15 protein-coding genes, 1 pseudogene and 1 riboswitch are annotated in these 18084 nt (G+C 41.4%); of the genes and pseudogenes, 10 read left to right on the forward strand and 6 right to left on the reverse strand.

Annotated features, from left to right (window positions below; translation table 11 throughout):
- Positions 1 to 2: 2 nt before the first annotated feature.
- The 4 genes and pseudogenes from FK004_RS19510 to FK004_RS17050 form a co-directional block, all read right to left on the reverse strand.
- Entirely contained in the window at positions 3 to 1901 is a 1899-nt protein-coding gene (locus FK004_RS19510; RefSeq protein WP_227871724.1) for a SusC/RagA family TonB-linked outer membrane protein, read from the reverse strand.
- Positions 1902 to 1994: 93 nt separating this feature from the next.
- Positions 1995 to 2696: pseudogene (locus FK004_RS19515) on the reverse strand (TonB-dependent receptor plug domain-containing protein); the annotation flags it as partial.
- 18 nt (positions 2697 to 2714) lie between these two features.
- A complete protein-coding gene (locus FK004_RS19520; protein WP_227871630.1) occupies positions 2715 to 3167 on the reverse strand; it encodes a carboxypeptidase-like regulatory domain-containing protein in 453 nt (150 codons plus the stop codon).
- A gap of 287 nt (positions 3168 to 3454) precedes the next feature.
- Positions 3455 to 4333, reverse strand: a complete 879-nt coding sequence (locus FK004_RS17050) for an AraC family transcriptional regulator (RefSeq protein WP_108738345.1) — start codon at positions 4331 to 4333, stop codon at positions 3455 to 3457.
- A 223-nt stretch (positions 4334 to 4556) separates the two neighbouring features.
- Between FK004_RS17050 and FK004_RS17055 the strand changes: the two genes are divergently transcribed.
- From FK004_RS17055 to FK004_RS17095, 9 genes are all read left to right on the forward strand, one after another.
- On the forward strand, positions 4557 to 5711 hold the full coding sequence (locus FK004_RS17055) for a glycoside hydrolase family 26 protein (RefSeq protein ID WP_227871631.1): 1155 nt from the start codon (positions 4557 to 4559) through the stop codon (positions 5709 to 5711).
- Between the two features lie 34 nt (positions 5712 to 5745).
- On the forward strand, positions 5746 to 7134 hold the full coding sequence (locus FK004_RS17060; protein WP_108738346.1) for an MFS transporter: 1389 nt from the start codon (positions 5746 to 5748) through the stop codon (positions 7132 to 7134).
- 32 nt (positions 7135 to 7166) lie between these two features.
- Positions 7167 to 8360 (forward strand): glycoside hydrolase family 130 protein, encoded by a 1194-nt coding sequence (locus FK004_RS17065; protein WP_108738347.1) that lies wholly within the window; start codon positions 7167 to 7169, stop codon positions 8358 to 8360.
- Positions 8361 to 8420: 60 nt separating this feature from the next.
- Positions 8421 to 9620, forward strand: coding sequence for an AGE family epimerase/isomerase (locus FK004_RS17070; RefSeq protein ID WP_108738348.1), 1200 nt, complete (start codon positions 8421 to 8423; stop codon positions 9618 to 9620).
- A gap of 49 nt (positions 9621 to 9669) precedes the next feature.
- Entirely contained in the window at positions 9670 to 10950 is a 1281-nt protein-coding gene (locus tag FK004_RS17075) for a glycoside hydrolase 5 family protein (RefSeq protein ID WP_108738349.1), read from the forward strand.
- A gap of 114 nt (positions 10951 to 11064) precedes the next feature.
- Positions 11065 to 11249, forward strand: a riboswitch (cobalamin riboswitch).
- A 142-nt stretch (positions 11250 to 11391) separates the two neighbouring features.
- On the forward strand, positions 11392 to 11574 hold the full coding sequence (locus FK004_RS17080) for a hypothetical protein (RefSeq protein ID WP_108738350.1): 183 nt from the start codon (positions 11392 to 11394) through the stop codon (positions 11572 to 11574).
- Between the two features lie 101 nt (positions 11575 to 11675).
- A complete protein-coding gene (locus FK004_RS17085) occupies positions 11676 to 12683 on the forward strand; it encodes a beta-ketoacyl-ACP synthase III (protein WP_108738351.1) in 1008 nt (335 codons plus the stop codon).
- Between the two features lie 80 nt (positions 12684 to 12763).
- On the forward strand, positions 12764 to 13150 hold the full coding sequence (locus FK004_RS17090) for an acyl-CoA thioesterase (RefSeq protein ID WP_108738352.1): 387 nt from the start codon (positions 12764 to 12766) through the stop codon (positions 13148 to 13150).
- A gap of 698 nt (positions 13151 to 13848) precedes the next feature.
- Positions 13849 to 15060, forward strand: coding sequence for an IS256 family transposase (locus tag FK004_RS17095; RefSeq protein ID WP_108735429.1), 1212 nt, complete (start codon positions 13849 to 13851; stop codon positions 15058 to 15060).
- 101 nt (positions 15061 to 15161) lie between these two features.
- Here FK004_RS17095 and FK004_RS17100 read toward each other — a convergent pair whose 3' ends face one another.
- On the reverse strand, positions 15162 to 16328 hold the full coding sequence (locus FK004_RS17100; protein WP_108738353.1) for an MFS transporter: 1167 nt from the start codon (positions 16326 to 16328) through the stop codon (positions 15162 to 15164).
- A gap of 6 nt (positions 16329 to 16334) precedes the next feature.
- A complete protein-coding gene (locus FK004_RS17105) occupies positions 16335 to 17603 on the reverse strand; it encodes a serine hydrolase domain-containing protein (RefSeq protein WP_108738354.1) in 1269 nt (422 codons plus the stop codon).
- Positions 17604 to 17701: 98 nt separating this feature from the next.
- Between FK004_RS17105 and FK004_RS17110 the strand changes: the two genes are divergently transcribed.
- Positions 17702 to 18058 carry a winged helix-turn-helix transcriptional regulator gene (locus FK004_RS17110; RefSeq protein ID WP_108738355.1) on the forward strand — a complete coding sequence of 119 codons (357 nt, stop codon included), beginning with the start codon at positions 17702 to 17704 and terminating at the stop codon, positions 18056 to 18058.
- Positions 18059 to 18084 lie beyond the last annotated feature (26 nt).

The following is an 18084-nucleotide window of genomic DNA, read 5'->3' on the forward strand; positions in this document are numbered from 1 at the left end:
AATTAAAATTCAACATTTAATCCCATTGTAATTGTTCTTGCAGACGGGTAACGTCCATTATCCACTCCCATCAACAGGGCATTTTGGTTAAACGATCCCACTTCCGGATCATAGCCTTTGTATTTGGTAAATGTATGTAGGTTCTGTACTCCGGCATAAATCCTAAGTTTGCTCAGTTTCACTTTACTGATGATATCCGTAGGTAAGGAATAGCCTAATGTTACGTTTTGTATTCTCAGGTATGATCCATCTTCTACATTACGGTCTGAGATTTTCAGGTTACTGTGCCCTAAATTGGCCACAGGCCGTGGAGTATTACTGCTTGCATTTTCCGGTGTCCAGAAATCAGACGCTTCTGCCAATTGATTCTGATAGAGATTCGCATTTAAAGTACCAGCTCTACGGGTCAGGTTTAAAATGTCATTTCCTTGTGACCCTTGTAAAAACACTGACAACTCAATGCCTTTATAACGGAATGTATTGGTAAATCCATAAGTAAAGTCCGGATGCGGGTTACCGATAAATACATTATCAGCATCGGTAATTTTACCATCTCCATTTTGATCTACATAAGCAACATCTCCCAATTGAAGCGGTGTGGCTACAGTTCCAAACTGAACGGGTACCGCAGCATCCAATTCGGCCTGGTTGTGGATCACACCTACAGTCTGCAATCCAAAAAACTGGCCCATCGCCTGTCCTACCACTGTATTTGTGGCAGTTACCTGCGTATAGTCATTGGTATAAATTGACTGGGATAAATCCAGTCCATTATTCAGTGCCAATACTTTATTTTTATAATGAGATACTACAAGTGTAGAGCTCCAGGAAAAATCTTTACCGGGATTGGTGTTATACGTTAATGTAACATCAATTCCCGTATTCTGCATGCTTCCAATATTGGATGTCGGAGCTCCTACTCCACCTTCATAATCCGGTCCACCGGTAAGAAAGTCGGGTAATGGCAATTTCACTAAGAAATTTTCCGATTTCTTTTTGTATACCTCTACAGTAGCACCTAAACGGCTTTCGAAAAGGGTAAAATCAATACCTAAATTGGTTTGTTTTGAAGTTTCCCAGATCAGGTTTGGATTCGCCATATTTGCAAACAGGAAGCCTGTCCCTAAACCGGTGGGTACTGCTGTAATTCCAGTTCCATAACGGTAGTTTGGAATCTGCTGATTCCCTACTTCTCCGTAGCCCGCTTTGAATTTAATATTATCAATATATTTACGGGTACCTTCCATAAAGGATTCATTGGATAATTTCCAGGATCCTGAAACCGATGGAAAATAACCCCATTGTTTTTTTGCTACCGGATCGAATTTAGAAGAACCGTCAGCTCTTATAGAAGCAGAAAGGCTGTATTTGCTATCAAAATCATAGATAAACCTCCCAAAATAAGAATACAAAGCCTGGCTTCCTTTATAATCAGTAGCCGTAGTACGACTCGCCTGCCCGGCACTGATAGTATGAATATCATTGCTAAGGAATCCTGAAGCCGTAGCCGTAATTCCTTTCCATACTGTTTCATTTGCTTCCTGTCCTCCTAAAAGGGAGATGTTGTGTTTTCCAAAAGAAGCACGGTAGGTTACTAAGTTTTTTAAGTTCCAGGAATACCAATCCTGCCTTCTCACATTCAGCAAGGCGATTTCATTTTTATAGGTCCCCCATTGGTAGGTTGGTGTAAACTCATTATTTTCAGAAAATTCGGTATTAGCGCCCAATTCCAAACGGTACTCTAACCCTTTCGCCAGTTTCATTTCTGCAAATACATTTGCCATGAAATTCTTGCGCACCAATTCATTACTTTTGGTCAGCGCAAGTGCAACCGGGTTAATTACAGCAACACTCTGGTTATTGGCCGGAGCCCCTCCATAACTACCATCCAGGTTGCGCACTGCCAAATCCGGAACCTGGAGCAGCGAAGTGCTTACGATTCCATTCTGAGCTGAATTCAGGGTAATATCTTCATTGGTAATAGCACCAGTAACTTAGGCACCTACTTTTAGCCATTCTTTCACTTTAGCATCAATATTGGCCTTAAAAGTATAACGCTTGAATCCGGAACCGATTACTGTACCTTCCTGATCCGTATAGCCTCCGGAGAGGTAATAGGAAATTCCTTCTTTACCCCCCGAAAAAGCCAATTGATGGTTTTTCAGGACTCCGGTTTTGAAAATCTCTTTTTGCCAGTTGGTTCCACTACCTAATAATTCAGGGTGTGAAAATTCTGTTCTTGGGGTTTGATTGTATTCTACCGCCAATGCATTTTGTAACCTTGCATATTGCTGCAGGTTCATTACATCGAGGAATTTACTTTGTTCCTGAAAGGAAATCGAAGAGTCAAATGTCATCTTACCCGATCCTTTTTTACCGGATTTAGCAGTAATAATTACGACACCATTAGCTCCACGTGATCCATAAATCGCCGTAGCAGAAGCATCCTTTAAGATGTCGATACTTTCAATATCATTGGGGTTAATCATAGCTAAAGGGCTGACAGCATTGCTTCCTGCAGAAGTAAAATCATTCCCCGCAACCGATCTTCCACTCGTAGACTGATTGGTAGCATCTCCCGAAATCGGAATACCATCGATGATATAAAGGGGCTCGTTGGTACCTGATATTGAAGTCGTTCCCCTAATTTTCATGGAAACAGAACTACCTGGCTGTCCTGAATTATTGGTTATAGAAACCCCGGCAGCTTTACCCTACATCATCTGATCAATACTAACCTGCGGAATATTCTGAAGTTCTTCTGCTTTAATAGAAGAGATAGAACCGTTGATATCGCTTTTCTTTTGTTTTCCGTATCCAATAACTACTACTTCATCAAGGCTTTCGGTATTTTCGGCTAAAACAATACTAATTTGTTTCTTTCCGTTTACTGCTATTTCCTGAGTTTTAAAGCCAATAAAAGAAAAAACCAGCACCGCATTGGAAGCTGCTTTGATTTCGTATTTCCCATCAATATCAGTTGTTGTTCCTTCTTGTGTATTCTTTACAGTAACAGAAACACCCGGAATAGTCATTCCTTTAGCATCCGAAACTACCCCACTGATATTTTGTGCCTTCAGTGAAGAAACGGAAGCAAAAAGCAGCAGGAGGAGGAACAGCCCGGCTTTTTTATTCCATTGGTTAACGTTGAATAATAAATTCCCCATAGTAAATAGTAGTTATAAGTTATATTTAGTAATTATGAAATAAACAAACCGTTAATTTTCGAAATCGATAATTATATAGTTTAATTATTAACAAAAACAAATTTAGTCGACATGTTAACCAAACGTTAATATTATTTTATCATTTATTGATAATATTTTCTCTAACGTTTGCGTAAATAGTACAACCTCACTTTGCAACTAATAAAAACGGGGAATAAAGTATTGTTTTTCAATACAATACCAGAAATAAAACCACTATACTTAAATGACAAAAAATACACCCACTCTTACAAAAATCGCTTCAAACCATAGAATTCTTCGCGGTATTGGCTGGGTGTTGCACTTTTCACGCTTTTAAAAATGCGGTTAAAATTTGCAATATTATTAAATCCTGATTTGAAGGCAATCTCCGAAATACTCAGGTCTTTTTCGACCAGCCAGCGCGAAGCATAGCCCACCCGGATATCATTCAGGTAGTTGACAAAAGTAGTCCCGGTCCGTTTTTTAATAAAGCGGTTAAAGGACACAGCACTCATATTGGCAATAGCCGAAACCTCATCGAGTGTGATCTTATTTGAAAAGTTTTTCTGGACATATTCATACACCAATTTCATTTTATCATCATCTTCAAAAGTATCGTAGTCGACTGTATAGGTAGATAACAAGCGTTGGTTCCTGGAATTTGCCATATCATGCAGGATGGAAATGAACTCTACAAAATAATCCATTCCGTCTAACCGCGATATCTGAACAAAGCGTTCGGATAGCTCTTTGGCAGTCTTTTTAGAGAATAAAATGCCATGAATAGAGCGGTTGAACATATCTTTAATAGGCATCATGATCCTTCGTGACAATAAAGTGTCATCAAAAAGATCATTGTGGAATTGAATTGTAATCTCATGGATTTTCTTCTGCCTGCATTGATGCAATTCCCAACCATGGTATAAATTCGGGCCAACCAATACCAGTTCGATATCATCAATCTCCTCCATATGATCCCCAACAATGCGCTTCACGCCTTTCCCATTGGAGATAAAATTGATTTCGTACTCCGGATGAAAGTGAATCGGAAAATCAAAATTATCCTTAACCCGATCAAAGACCAAAAAGCTGTCTCCGGAAGAAAGTGGTGTAATTTCACGATGGAATTTATTGAGGGGATTCATATCTGTTATTTTTGCTGCAATTATATGATATAAATTTGATAAAATAATATTATCCCAAATTTATTTGACTCCCTATCTTTGAGGTTTAGGAAAAATAATGTTCGTAAATATTTTATTCCTTAAATATATTTGTCCATTCCTTACGAAATTGACAAAAAATAACACTATTTACTGAACTGCCTTTTCAAGTATTCAGAGGATAGCTGACCACAATACCATAAACATGAAAAAAAACGCTTTACTACTGATTGCCTGCACATTCCTCTGCTTTTCGGGTGGGATGCTGGCACAGCAAAAAAATAAACTACCGGTCGTATCCGATAGCAGTGCCACACCCGAAACCCAAAACCTCTACCGCAATCTTTTTGCCTTAAAAGAAAAAGGATTTTTGTTTGGCCACCAGGATGACCTGGCGTATGGTGTAAAATGGCGGGGTGAATCAGGCCGAAGTGATGTCAAAGAAGTTACAGGCGATTATCCGGGAGTATATGGCTGGGATATTGGCGGCCTGGAACAGCAAAGCGATAAAAATATTGACGGGGTGCCATTTTCCAAAATGAAAACGCTTATCAAAGCTGTTTACGATCGTGGCGGAGTCAATACCATCAGCTGGCACCAGGACAATCCGCTTACTGGAAAAAATGCCTGGGATACCACTCCAGGGTCATTAGCTTCAGTAGTACCCGGTGGCGCAAAACACGAGTTATTCAACAGCTGGCTGGATATTTCGGCCCAATTTTTCCTGTCCCTAAAAGGCAGCGATGGAAAAGCCATCCCAATACTATACCGCCCTTATCATGAACTTACGGGAACCTGGTTCTGGTGGTGCAAAAATAATGGTACAGCCGAAGAATTTAAAACACTATGGAAATATACTGTCAATTACCTGAAATCAAAAGGAGTACACAACCTGATTTATGTGTACAACACCTCCGATTTCACCTCCAAAGCTGACTTTTTGGAATACTATCCCGGCCCTGAATATGCCGATATATTGAGTTTTGATACCTACCAATATAAAGATCCTGCTGAAAACCAGGATTTTGAAAGCAATGTCAACCGGCAGTTTGCTATCATTGATACCATTGCCCAGGAACAGCACAAACTGATTGCGTTTGCCGAGACCGGATATGAAGCAATCCCTTATCCAAAATGGTGGACCCAAACACTATTAAAAGCCATTGGCACCTATAAAGTATCCTTCGTATTGGCCTGGAGAAACCATGGCTGGAATGAAAGTTCCACACCGCCGCGCATGCACTATTATGTACCTTACAAAGGAGGTCCTAATGAACAGGATTTTATTGATTTCTATCATTTGAAAAACACCTTGTTCCAATCGGATGCAACCAAAGAAAAACTGTATCGCAAAAAGTAACAGCCACCATTTCAACTTAAAACAATCCATTAGAATGCACGATAAAGTTTCTTTAAAAGAAAAAGTAGGCTACGGCCTTGGGGATGCTGCTTCCTCCATGTTTTGGAAAATATTCAGCATGTACCTCCTGTTTTTTTATACCGATGTATTCGGGCTGGCACCCGCTGTGGTAGGGACGATGTTCCTGGTCACACGCATTTGGGATTCCTGCTTTGATCCTATAGTAGGGATTATTGCCGACCGTACCAAAAGCCGTTGGGGAAAATTCAGGCCCTATCTTTTATGGGTAGCCATTCCTTTTGGTGTTATCGGTGTGCTTACATTTTACACTCCCGATTTTGACGAAAAAGGCAAAATAATTTATGCTTACATCACCTATTCCCTGATGATGATGGTGTATTCGATGATTAATGTACCCTATGCTTCACTGCTGGGCGTTATTTCTCCGGATCGTAAAGAACGTACGACACTCTCCTCCTACCGAATGGTATTTGCCTTTGCCGGAAGCCTTTTAGCCTTATGGCTTTTGGAGCCGTTAGTACTCTATTTTGGTGGAAACCTGAACTCCAAAACCGGATGGCTCATGACCAGTATCATCTTCGGCTGTATTACTACACTCTTTTTCTGGGGTTGTTTTTTCCTGACGAAAGAAAGAGTACAACCCATTTCCGAAGAAAAAAATAACCTGAAGGCAGACATTAGCGATTTATTTAAAAACAGGCCCTGGTGGATTCTTCTCGGTGCCGGAATTGGTGCACTGATATTCAATTCCATCCGCGATGGTGCTGCCGTATATTATTTCAAGTATTATGTCAGCAATGCTACCGGGATCAGCCTGGAACTCTTTGGACAAAGTTTTAACATGACGCCTACTTCCTTATACCTGGTCCTCGGACAGGCTGCCAATATTATCGGGGTTATTGCCGCAACACCAATTGCCAACAGGATTGGCAAGAAAAAGACCTTTTTAGGGGCTACGGCACTTGCCGCACTGCTAAGCTGTATCTTTTTTTGGTTCGGGAAAGAAGATGTTGCCCTTATCATGATTTTCCAGGTGCTCATCAGCATCTGTGCAGGATGCATCTTCCCGTTAATCTGGTCGATGTATGCCGATAGTGCCGATTATTCCGAATGGAAACGGGGCAGGCGCGCTACGGGGCTTGTATTTTCCGCCTCTTCCATGTCACAAAAATTCGGATGGACTATCGGAGGTGCAGCAACCGGATGGCTATTGGGCTATTACGGATTCCAGGCCAATGTCGTACAAACCGCCACTACCCAAACCGGCATCCAGCTCATGCTTAGCCTACTCCCGGCCGCAGCCGCCATTATCTCGGTACTTTTCATCTTTTTTTATCCGTTGACAGAAGAAAAGCTGCAAATCATCGAAAATGACCTGAACACCAAAAGAAAACTTTCATAATTGACTAAATACAGAATCCAGAATTATAGTATATGACTACAATAACCAACACCATTTTCGAAGATCGAAAAAGTGAGCTGATACAAGAACACCAGCTGCTAACCCATAAAAAAAATGATCCGGTATCCACTGCCGGAAACGGGATCTATGAACGCTATCAAAATCCTGTTGTTACGGCAGCACATGCCCCATTAGCCTGGCGTTTTGACTTTAATGCCAAGACAAATCCATTCCTGCTGGAGCGTGTAGCCATCAATGCAGCTTTCAATGCCGGCGCCCTAAAATGGCAGGATCGTTATATCCTTTGCGTACGCGTGGAAGGTGTAGACCGGAAATCTTTTTTTGCTATCGCAGAAAGCCCTAATGGCGTAGACAACTTTAACTTCTGGGAAAAACCATGTGTTATCCCACAGATTCCGGGAGAACCGGATACCAATGTCTATGATATGCGTTTGGTACAACATGAAGACGGCTGGATTTATGGGATATTCTGTACAGAACGTAAAGATCCGGGTGCGCCCAAAGGAGATACCAGTGCAGCCATTGCCAATGCAGGGATTGTACGTACCAAAGATTTAGTGCAGTGGGAAAGGCTTCCAGACCTGATTTCAAAGACAGGGCAACAGCGTAATGTGGTACTGCATCCAGAATTCATCAATGGAAAATACGCTTTATATACCCGTCCGCAGGATGGCTTCATTGACGTTGGAAACGGTGGTGGAATTGGCCTCGGTTATGTAGAATCGATGGAAAATCCTGTAGTCCTGAATGAAACGATTATATTTGGAAAAATCTACCATACCATTTACGAATTGAAAAACGGACTGGGCCCGGCACCTATCAAAACCGACAAAGGCTGGTTGCACATGGCACATGGCGTGCGGAATACTGCCGCAGGACTGCGTTATACCTGCTATATGTTTATGACAGACCTTAACGATATTGCTAAAGTAACCCACGTTCCAGCCGGTCATTTTCTGGCACCGGAAAATGAAGAACGCGTAGGCGATGTTTCCAATGTGCTTTTTTGCAACGGATGGATTGCCGATACTGATGGAAAGGTCTATATCTATTATGCTTCTTCCGATACGCGCATGCATGTAGCCGTATCCTCAGTAGACAAACTGGTTGATTATGTATTGAATTCTCCACAGGACACCTTTACCTCTGCAGGATCTGTACAAACGATCATTCAATTGGTAGATACCAATAAATCATTTTTATAAGCCCCGCTTTATACTACTAACCTGCAGCCACAAGCTGCAGGTTTAATATCTTTTACACCAATGCCGCAACATCACACTATTACCTCCGAAATATCCCAGGAACTACACAACATCCTCCAGTATTGGAGTACACATACCGTAGATACCCAACATGGTGGATTTATCGGTCAGATTGATACGGACAACCAAATTCAGGAACTGGCCGAAAAAGGATCAGTGTTGAATGCGCGTATATTGTGGTCTTTTGCAGCAGCCTATCCGGTTACCAAAGACAAGCAGCATTTAGAATTGGCCGAAAGGGCTTTCCACTACCTCAGGGATTATTTTTATGATCCGGAAAATGGTGGTATCTACTGGAGTGTACACTATGACGGTACTCCTAAAGACACCAAAAATCAAATCTATGCTATTGCCTTTACCATCTATGGGCTGAGTGAGTTCTATGCCGTCTCCCAAAATGAAGAAGCCCTGCAATTGGCCATCCGATTGTACCAAAAAATAGAACAATACAGTTTTGATCCGGTAAATAAAGGTTATTTTGAAGCTTTTACACAAGATTGGAACCCGATCCAGGACCAAAGGCTGAGTGATAAAGATGCCAACGAAAAGAAAACAATGAATACCCATCTTCACATTGTGGAGGCTTATGCAAATTTATACCGGGTATGGAAAGATGAAACGTTGCGCACCGTGATAATCCAGCTATTGGAAACCATTGCGGCCCATTTTATCAATCCTGAAACCTGGCACTTGAAATTATTCTTTGATGATTTATGGAACGAAAAACCCGATGTGATTTCCTATGGCCACGATATTGAAGCAGCCTGGCTGTTACAATGGTGTGCCGAAATCTCGGAATCCGAACCTTTGATAGCCCGATACCGGGAGTATGCTGTACAAATGGCTGAAGTTACCAAAGAAGGAATCGATACTGATGGTGGATTATGGTATGAATTTGACCCTGAAAAAAAAGAAATGATTGCCGAAAAACACTGGTGGCCCCAGGCGGAGCTCTGGATTGGGATGATCAATGCCTGGCAGCTTACCGGTAACGCAGCATACTACAAAATCTTTGAAAAAAACTGGCGCTTTGTACAGCGATACCTGCTGGATACTCAAAACGGCGAATGGATTTGGGGTATCCATGCTGATACAACATCAATAGCCAAAGACAAAGCTGGATTCTGGAAATGTCCATATCATAATTCCAGAGCCTGTATCGAAGTCCTAAAACGTCTTAATGAAGAACCTCATAACTAATAGCATAGCACAATTTTACCGATACACATCGCTTCCAAAAAATATTCTTATGAACAAAATAATCGCCCTGACCGTATTGCTGCTTTCTCTTTTGGTAACACCCTCCCATGCACAAAAATTCATCACTGTCCGGGATGGTAATTTTATCAAAAATAAAAAGCCCTATCACTATATTGGTGCCAACTATTGGTATGGTGGACTGGCGGCAGCCAAAAATGGAGACCGGAAAAGAGTGCTTAAGGAACTGGACGAACTGAAATCCAGGGGGATTACCAACCTCCGTATATTGGTAGGAGCCGAAAGCGGAGAACAGGACTTTACTGTAAGTCCGGCACTGCAGCCACAACAAGGAACATACGATGAGACTTTGCTGGACGGACTGGATTACTTGTTAGCTGAAATGGGCAAACGTGATATGGACGCCGTACTTTACCTCAACAACAACTGGGAATGGTCTGGAGGAATGGCACAATACCTGGAGTGGAATGGGTATGGAAAACTTCCCAACCCTAATGTAGCCCCAAACACCTGGCCGCAGTTTATGGCCTATACCAAACAGTTTTACAGTTGTGCACCATGCAAACTGGCTTTTGAAAATCATATTCGCTTTATACTGGGGAGAACTAATGCCTATACGCATAAAAAATACACGGACGATCCCGCGATTATGGCCTGGCAGCTGGCAAACGAACCCCGCATTTTTACTCCGGAAAATGAAGCTGCATTTACAGCATGGCTTACTACTACCGTCAACCTAATCGACAGCTTAGACCCCAATCACCTGATTTCTACAGGATCGGAAGGTAAAGCCGGATCGAATGATGATCTGCAAACCTTCCAAAGAACCCATGACAATCCAAAAATAGATTACCTGACCATGCACATCTGGCCCAAAAACTGGGGCTGGTACCAAGTCAATGATGAAGCTGGCTCTACCCCTGTCGCTATTGCCAAAACAATCGAATATATCGACAGCCATATTACTGTAGCAAAAGCACTGAATAAACCCATCGTATTAGAAGAGTTTGGCTATCCGAGAGCACAGGAAAGCCTGTCCAAAACAGCGGAGCTTACCTACCGCAACCAGTTTTATAAAGCCATCTTTCAAAGACTTGTGACGAGCATTGAAGCACACGAACCATTTACAGCCCTCAACTTCTGGGGTTATGGTGGTTATGGAAAAAATGATCCCAAAAATGGGAAATGGAAAAAGGGAGATGACTTTACTGCCGATCCTCCACAGGAACCGCAGGGATTTAATTCTGTTTTTTCCACTGATACGACTACATTAGAGCTCATTAAGGAATACAATGCCAAAATCAGGAAATAATACCGAAAAGAAAACCCGCCTATGAATTAGGTCTTTCATCAGGAGTATTTCAATGCGGGAGGCTTCCGTCTGCTATTGTTTGGTATATTTGCGCCAATAAGTTCTTTTACTTTATTTCTTTCAAATGGAAAAGGTCCCCGGCAACCGGGGTGAATAGGGAATCGTGTGCAAATCACGAACTGTCGCGCAACTGTAAGTAATACTATAAGTTTTACCCTTGAAGTCCACTGTCATCACACTGATGGGAAGGACGGTAAAATATTACAAGTCAGGAGACCTGCCTTTACCAACTTGACAATGCTTTCGCGGTTTGAAGCCTTGGTTACTGTTCTATGGGATAGCTCTATCCTGTACCTACTGTTTTCCTGCTTCTTAAGGCATTGTGAAATCTGGCCAAAGAGCTTTTAACTAATTTATTTAATTTTTTAAAAGCAGAAAAACATGCAGACATTTAGCCACAGCACCCTGGAAATGGGCAGCTACATCCGGCTTCAGAAAACCTGGAGCAATGCCCTGATCCGTCATCCTTTACCTGTTCCTGACCTGGCTTTACTTCGCCATTTACAGGGCAAAACAGATGCTCTTGTTAAAGAAATCAGAATACCGCGACCAGTTCTTTTATAGTTCATTATTTTAATTTAATTTTATAGCACGTAAAAAATCACCTCGCTTTATAACTTTAAAATAAAAGTCAATTAGAAAAAGACTACTATTCCCAACAATAAATGATCACTAAACAAAATGCAGTAATCTCTGCCCTAGGAGGTTACACCCCAGACACCATTCTGGACAATAAAATGCTTGAAAAAATGGTAGATACTTCCGACGAGTGGATTACCTCCCGAACCGGAATCAAAGAGCGTAGGATTTTATCCGATAGCACACTTGCTACTTCTGATATGGCTGCTTTTGCTATCAAAAACTTACTGGATAATTCCGGTGTAGCCCCAGAAGAAATAGAATGCCTGATATTAGCCACATCCACACCCGATCATATCCTGACCCCGACTGCAAGTCTTGTCTGTGAAAAAGCAGGACTTAAAAATGCCTGGGGTTTTGATTTTAATGCCGCTTGTAGCGGTTTCTTATTTGCATTATCTACCGGAGCTGCTTTTATTGAAAGCCGCCGACATAAAAAAGTGTTAGTCGTAGGTGCAGACCAGATGAGTGCCATTGTAAACTATGAAGACCGTAATACCTGCGTGCTTTTTGGTGATGGTGCCGGTGCAGTTTTATTAGAGCCTGCAAACGAAGGCGAAGGAGTGATCGACAGTATTTTTAAAACAGATGGTAGTGGTACCCAATTCCTATCGGTTCCTGCAGGCGGATCATTATATCCGGCTTCTGAGGAAACTATAGCAGGGAAAAAACATTTTGTGCATCAGGATGGGAAAACAGTATTTAAGAATGCGATCAACGGAATGAGCAGTACCTCGAGTGCCATCATGGAACGAAATAACCTCGATGCCGATGCTGTAGACTGGATCATTCCGCACCAGGCTAACCTGCGTATCATACAAGCCGTAAGCGACAGGTTAAAATTCCCTATCGAAAAGGTAAAGATAAACATCCAGAAATACGGAAATACTACAGCAGCAACGATTCCGTTATGCCTGTGGGATTTTAAAGACGATTTCAAACCGGGAGAGAACATTGTACTCACCGCATTTGGAGCCGGATTCACCTGGGGGAGTACCTACCTGAAATGGGGAACTTTGCGAAAAGCCAACTAAAATAATACCCTTTTTGCAAACTGTTATTGCTTATAGGCCATTCACCCTTATAGCAAATTACAATTATTAAGAAATTCAAAATGACATTAGAAGAAAAAATAAATGCTGCCGAAACCCATATTTTTAAAGCAGTATTCCCCAATACCACAAACCACTATGATACTTTATTCGGAGGTACAGCCATGCAGCTGATGGATGAAGTGGCTTTTATTACAGCTACCCGTTTCAGTCGCCAGCGTGTTGTAACCGTAAGCAGTGACCGTATTGATTTTAAAAAACCAATCCCTGCCGGGACTTTTGCCGAACTTATCGGGAAAGTAACCCATATCGGAAATACCAGTATGCAGGTTCACGTAGAAATTTTTGTAGAAAAAATGTATTCTACCGAGCGCGAAAAAGCAATTACCGGCAACTTTACTTTTGTTGCGGTAAATGAAAATAAAGAGCCTGTCTCGATTATCAAATAAGGTATTGCTTCAGCTCTTACAATGTAAAAGAGGCTATCTCACAAATCGTGAAATAGCCTCTTTTTTTGTTGATTAATATATGATATGTCATGGTTACAATCATACACTATAACAGAAGCTCCAGAACATCCCTAAAAAAACAGGAACTTCCTACAGCAATTAAATACACGCCTATAGAAATTGAATCCACACCTACCGAAGCTTAATACACGCCTATAGAAATTGAATCCACACCTACCGAAGCTCAATACACGCCTATAGAAATTAAATACACACCTACCGAAACTCAATACACGCCTATAGAAATTGAATCCACACCTACCGAAGCTCAATACACGCCTATAGAAATTAAATACACACCTACCGAAACTCAATACACGCCTATAGAAATTAAATACACACCTACCGAAACTCAATACACGCCTATAGAAATTAAACACACACCTACCGAAGCTCAATACACGCCTACAGCAATTGAATCTACACCTATAGAAGCTCAATACACGCCTACAGCAAGTAGAGACACACCAACCGAAGAACGTTATAAATCGGTAGTATTGGGAGTAGTCGTTAGATTGTGTAAACGTAGAAATTGATTTTAATTTGATTTGAGATTTTAAGGCTTAGCCAAAAAACAACAGATCATTAAGTATAGAATTTAAAAGAACTACATTTAAATAATTTAAAAAGAGCGGATTATGATCGAAGATGGTAAATTACCCAAAGATTTTGCAAAGCAATTTAAAAACAAAGAAGACTTCCATACTTTTTTTCAAGACCTGTATAAACAAGGCATTGAACAGCTACTCCAGGGAGAATTGGATGCTCATCTGGGATATGAGAAGCATAATATTGACGGATACAATACAGGCAATAGCCGTAATGGTTCTTTCTCAAAGAATATAAAATCAGAGACTTTGGGCAATATGGTCCTGGCTATTCCCCGGGATAGAAATGGTGAATTCGAGCCTCAGGTCATCGGAAAAGGCCAATCGATGAGTGAAAAGATTGAAGATGCTATTTTAGGAATGTACAGTCGTGGAATGACCCGTAGTGATATTGTAGAACAAGTTAAAGAAGTTTATGGGATATCAGTAAGTGAGTCCACGATTTCGACCATCTCTGATAGAATACTGGCTGATGTTGATTTATGGACTAAAAGGGCTTTAGAACCACAGTATCTGATTGTTTGGATGGATGCTGTGCATATGAAAGTAAGAACAGATGGGAAATATGAAAACCATGCAATTTACATTGTAATCGGACTAAAAACAGATGGTAAGAAAGAAGTATTAGGAATGTGGCTAAATAAAGAAGAGTCGGCTTCATTTTGGATGACTGTACTCTCTGACATAAAATCTCGTGGAGTAAAGGATATTCTCATTGCCTGTACAGATAACCTTACCGGATTTACAAAAGCTATCAGAGGTGTTTTTCCAAATACAGAATCCCAGCTTTGCATTGTTCATCAAATAAGGAATAGCCTTAAGTTTGTAGTAGTTAAGGATAGAAAAGCATTTTGCAGTGCAATGAAAGAAGTATATACTGCAATAAATCAGGAAGAAGCCGTTTTAGCTCTGGCTGAATTTAAAAAAAACTGGGAAGCAAAATATAAATATGCCGTTTGCTCCTGGGAAAAGAATTGGGAAAATCTCATGCCTTTTTTGGCCTATCCTGCTGAAATCAGGAAAATAATGTACACCACAAATACAATAGAAAACTTAAACAGGGGAATTAGAAAATATACCAAAACAAAAGTGCAGTTCCCAGATGAAAAAAGCGTCAAGAAATCAGTCTATTTAGCAATACAAAATTGTGAAAAAAGCTGGATAAATGCAATACCAAGCTGGGGATTAATCATGAATCAGTTCTTGGTCATATTTGGAGAAAGGTGTAATATTAAACACTAAGAACTGTTTACACAAAATTTCGACCAGTCTCGTAGTATTCTTACGAATCATTATGGCAGCAAAGTAGTAGCATTCCTTTTATAGATTATTGCTTATCCTCATCAGATCGTGACCTGCTGTAATCGTACCGCCCTTTGTTCTAGTAAACTCCTGGTTCCTATCATTAGGAGCGAAAGAATCCCAAATCCCATTCCCGCCCAGGGTATCAGGCCTGTACTGTATTCCGCGATAATCCATCCGCCTACAGCAGTCCCAACAGCGACACCCAAATTTCCAAACGAAGTGGCCAGGCTATTGGCAAACTCAAGCGCATCAGGCGCGGCAGAGATCATATAGGCCGAAGCATTCAGGAAGCAGGGTGCATACATAAATCCCCAAAAGGCCACTATAATAATTATACCTGTCGTTCCACCTCCGGAATATTGTAAAGCCATGGGTACCGCTAAGGTTCCTAACAGAAAGATCGCCGTTGTTCCGGGAATACTCCACCCGAGCATCTTACCGGCAACACCATTGGAAATCACACCCATCACTCCAAACAAAAACAACATTATACTGATCATTCCGGTATCCATCTGTTTCTCCTTTCCTAAATATTCTGCAAAATAACTGTAAGTGGAAAACCAGGCGGCAATCATAAAAAAGTTCATTGCCACACTCAGTAAGAATGTCGGCTTTTTCAAAATTTGCAACTGGCTGCCATAGGATTTCTTTTCCCGGACTGGCATTGGCGGCAATGCTTTCAATATCCCTAACAGTGCTATCCCGCTTACTACAGCTTGCACTACAAAAGAAGCCTGCCAGCTAAATATTCCCGCAAGATAGGTCGCAATAGGCACTGTAGTGACCATAGCAATGGCAATCCCACCCATTACAATACCCATCAATTGGTTTTCATGTTGCTTCTCTCCTTTTTCCACAGCTGCAGCAATGGCCGTCGCAATATAAACAGGCTGCAAAAAAGCAGGCAGTACCCGTACAACCATTAACAGCCAGAACGGAGGTGATAATGAGGATACAATTCCTGTAATCAGGAACAGGCTTATGGCCAAAAGCATAATTTTACGGCGGTCAAAGCCTGAAGACAACAACGTCATAAAAGGCCCTGTCAGTGCAATGACCAAAGCAAAAGCACTTAATAATACCCCCGCTTTGTCAATTGTAATAGCATAATGTGCCGCGAGTTGGGGCAATATTCCGATAATACCAAATTCAGTACTAATGATGCCAATCATTCCAAGGCATCCGATATAAGCAGTCTTTTTCATGTTGTTTTATTTTTTTAGGGTTTCGGAAGCCAGCGTGCTATAAATCATATTTTTAAAACGATACCCGAGATCCCAGTAGGACTCCGGCATATATTCCTGTGTGAACACTAATCCGATTAATTTTTCTTTGGGATCCACCCAATAGTGGGTATTGAATGCACCGCCCCAATAGAAACTCCCAATCCCTATACTGTGTAGGAATTTATTCTTTTCGGTAACCAGTGAAAAACCTAACCCGAATTGAAAATTTTCATCTTCTCCATTGATTTTCGTCCCGGGAGCCAATTGATTGGTCAGCATCAGGGCAATAGTGCGGGAGCCGATCAATTGCTTTCCACCTACCTTTCCATTATTCAGGAACAATTGCAGGAAACGGGCATAATCTGTAGTGGTGGAACTGAGACCTGCTCCACCGGAGGCATAAACACCTTCCTGTAGCGGATAATTGAACGCATTCCCTTCATAAATAGGACTATTAACTGCTACAAAACCATTGGCGTTTTTCGTCATCAATGCCACTAGCCGGTTTGATTTTGTTTCAGGAATGCGAAAATAGGTATCGTGCATCGCTAAAGGTTCAAAAATCCGTTGCCGTAAAAAAGCTTCCAAAGGCATACCACTCCACACTTCGACCAGGTAACCCAACACATCGGTATTAAGGCCATAGGTAAAGGCAGCTCCAGGCTGGTGTAACAAAGGCTGTTGCCCCAGTTTCCGGATTTGATCTGCCAAAACTCCAGTACTTCCTATTCCGGTAGCAATCCCATTTTTAGCATAAATCGCACTCATCCGTTCATCAATAGAAAAGACAGGATAGCTAATTCCCGAAGTATGCCGCAGCAAATCCCGAATGGTAATTTCCCTTTTTGCCGCTACTGTAGTGTAGGTACTATCCCTTTTATTAAAATCAGCCAGGACCTGCGGATTTTTAAATTCCGGTATGTACTTGGAAACCGGTTCGTCCAGCAGAAATTTACCTTCTTCCCACAATAGCATCGCTGCCAGGCTGGTGACCGCTTTTGTCTGGGAAGCAATCCGGAATATCGAATTCGTTTTCATAGGGACACTGCCGCTCGCATCAGCGGTACCAAATGCTTTATTATAAATGGTTTTGCCGTCCTTTACCAGGAGTATAGTGATTCCGGAAACTGTTTGTTGCTGTAACAATGTTTCCGCTAAACGATCGATATTTTTAGCAGGTAAAGTGGAAGGCGCCTGTGCTGCAGCCTGAACACCCAACGCTGCAACAGCTGCTATAAATGAATATCTAAACATAATATTATTTTTAAAATTTGATGCGGCAAAATTAAATTGAAACTACTAATTTTGTATGCTATACGACCCAATGTATGATACTAACAAAAATGTAAGTAATGGCAGCCAGAAAGGAAAACTCCACCAATACCCAGAACCGAAAACACATCACCGATTGTAATCTTACCTATTCGGTATGCCTCGTTGGTGGACGATGGAAACTTTTAATTTTGTGTAAACTGGAAAAGGGCAAACTTCGTTTCGGAGAATTGCGCAAGGAAGTCGGCAACATTACCGAACGAATGCTGACCCTGCAACTCCGCGAATTAGAAGAAGATGGGATTGTAAAACGCACCGTATATGCAGAGGTACCTCCAAGGGTAGAATATGAACTTACAGATATTAGCAAAGAACTTATTCCAATCTGGAAACAGTTAAGCGAATGGGGAGGAAGGCATAAAGCACTCGAAAAATAAGATTTTCCAAAAGGACCACAATCCAT

The organism is Flavobacterium kingsejongi (genome assembly GCF_003076475.1).
Lineage (GTDB): Bacteria > Bacteroidota > Bacteroidia > Flavobacteriales > Flavobacteriaceae > Flavobacterium > Flavobacterium kingsejongi.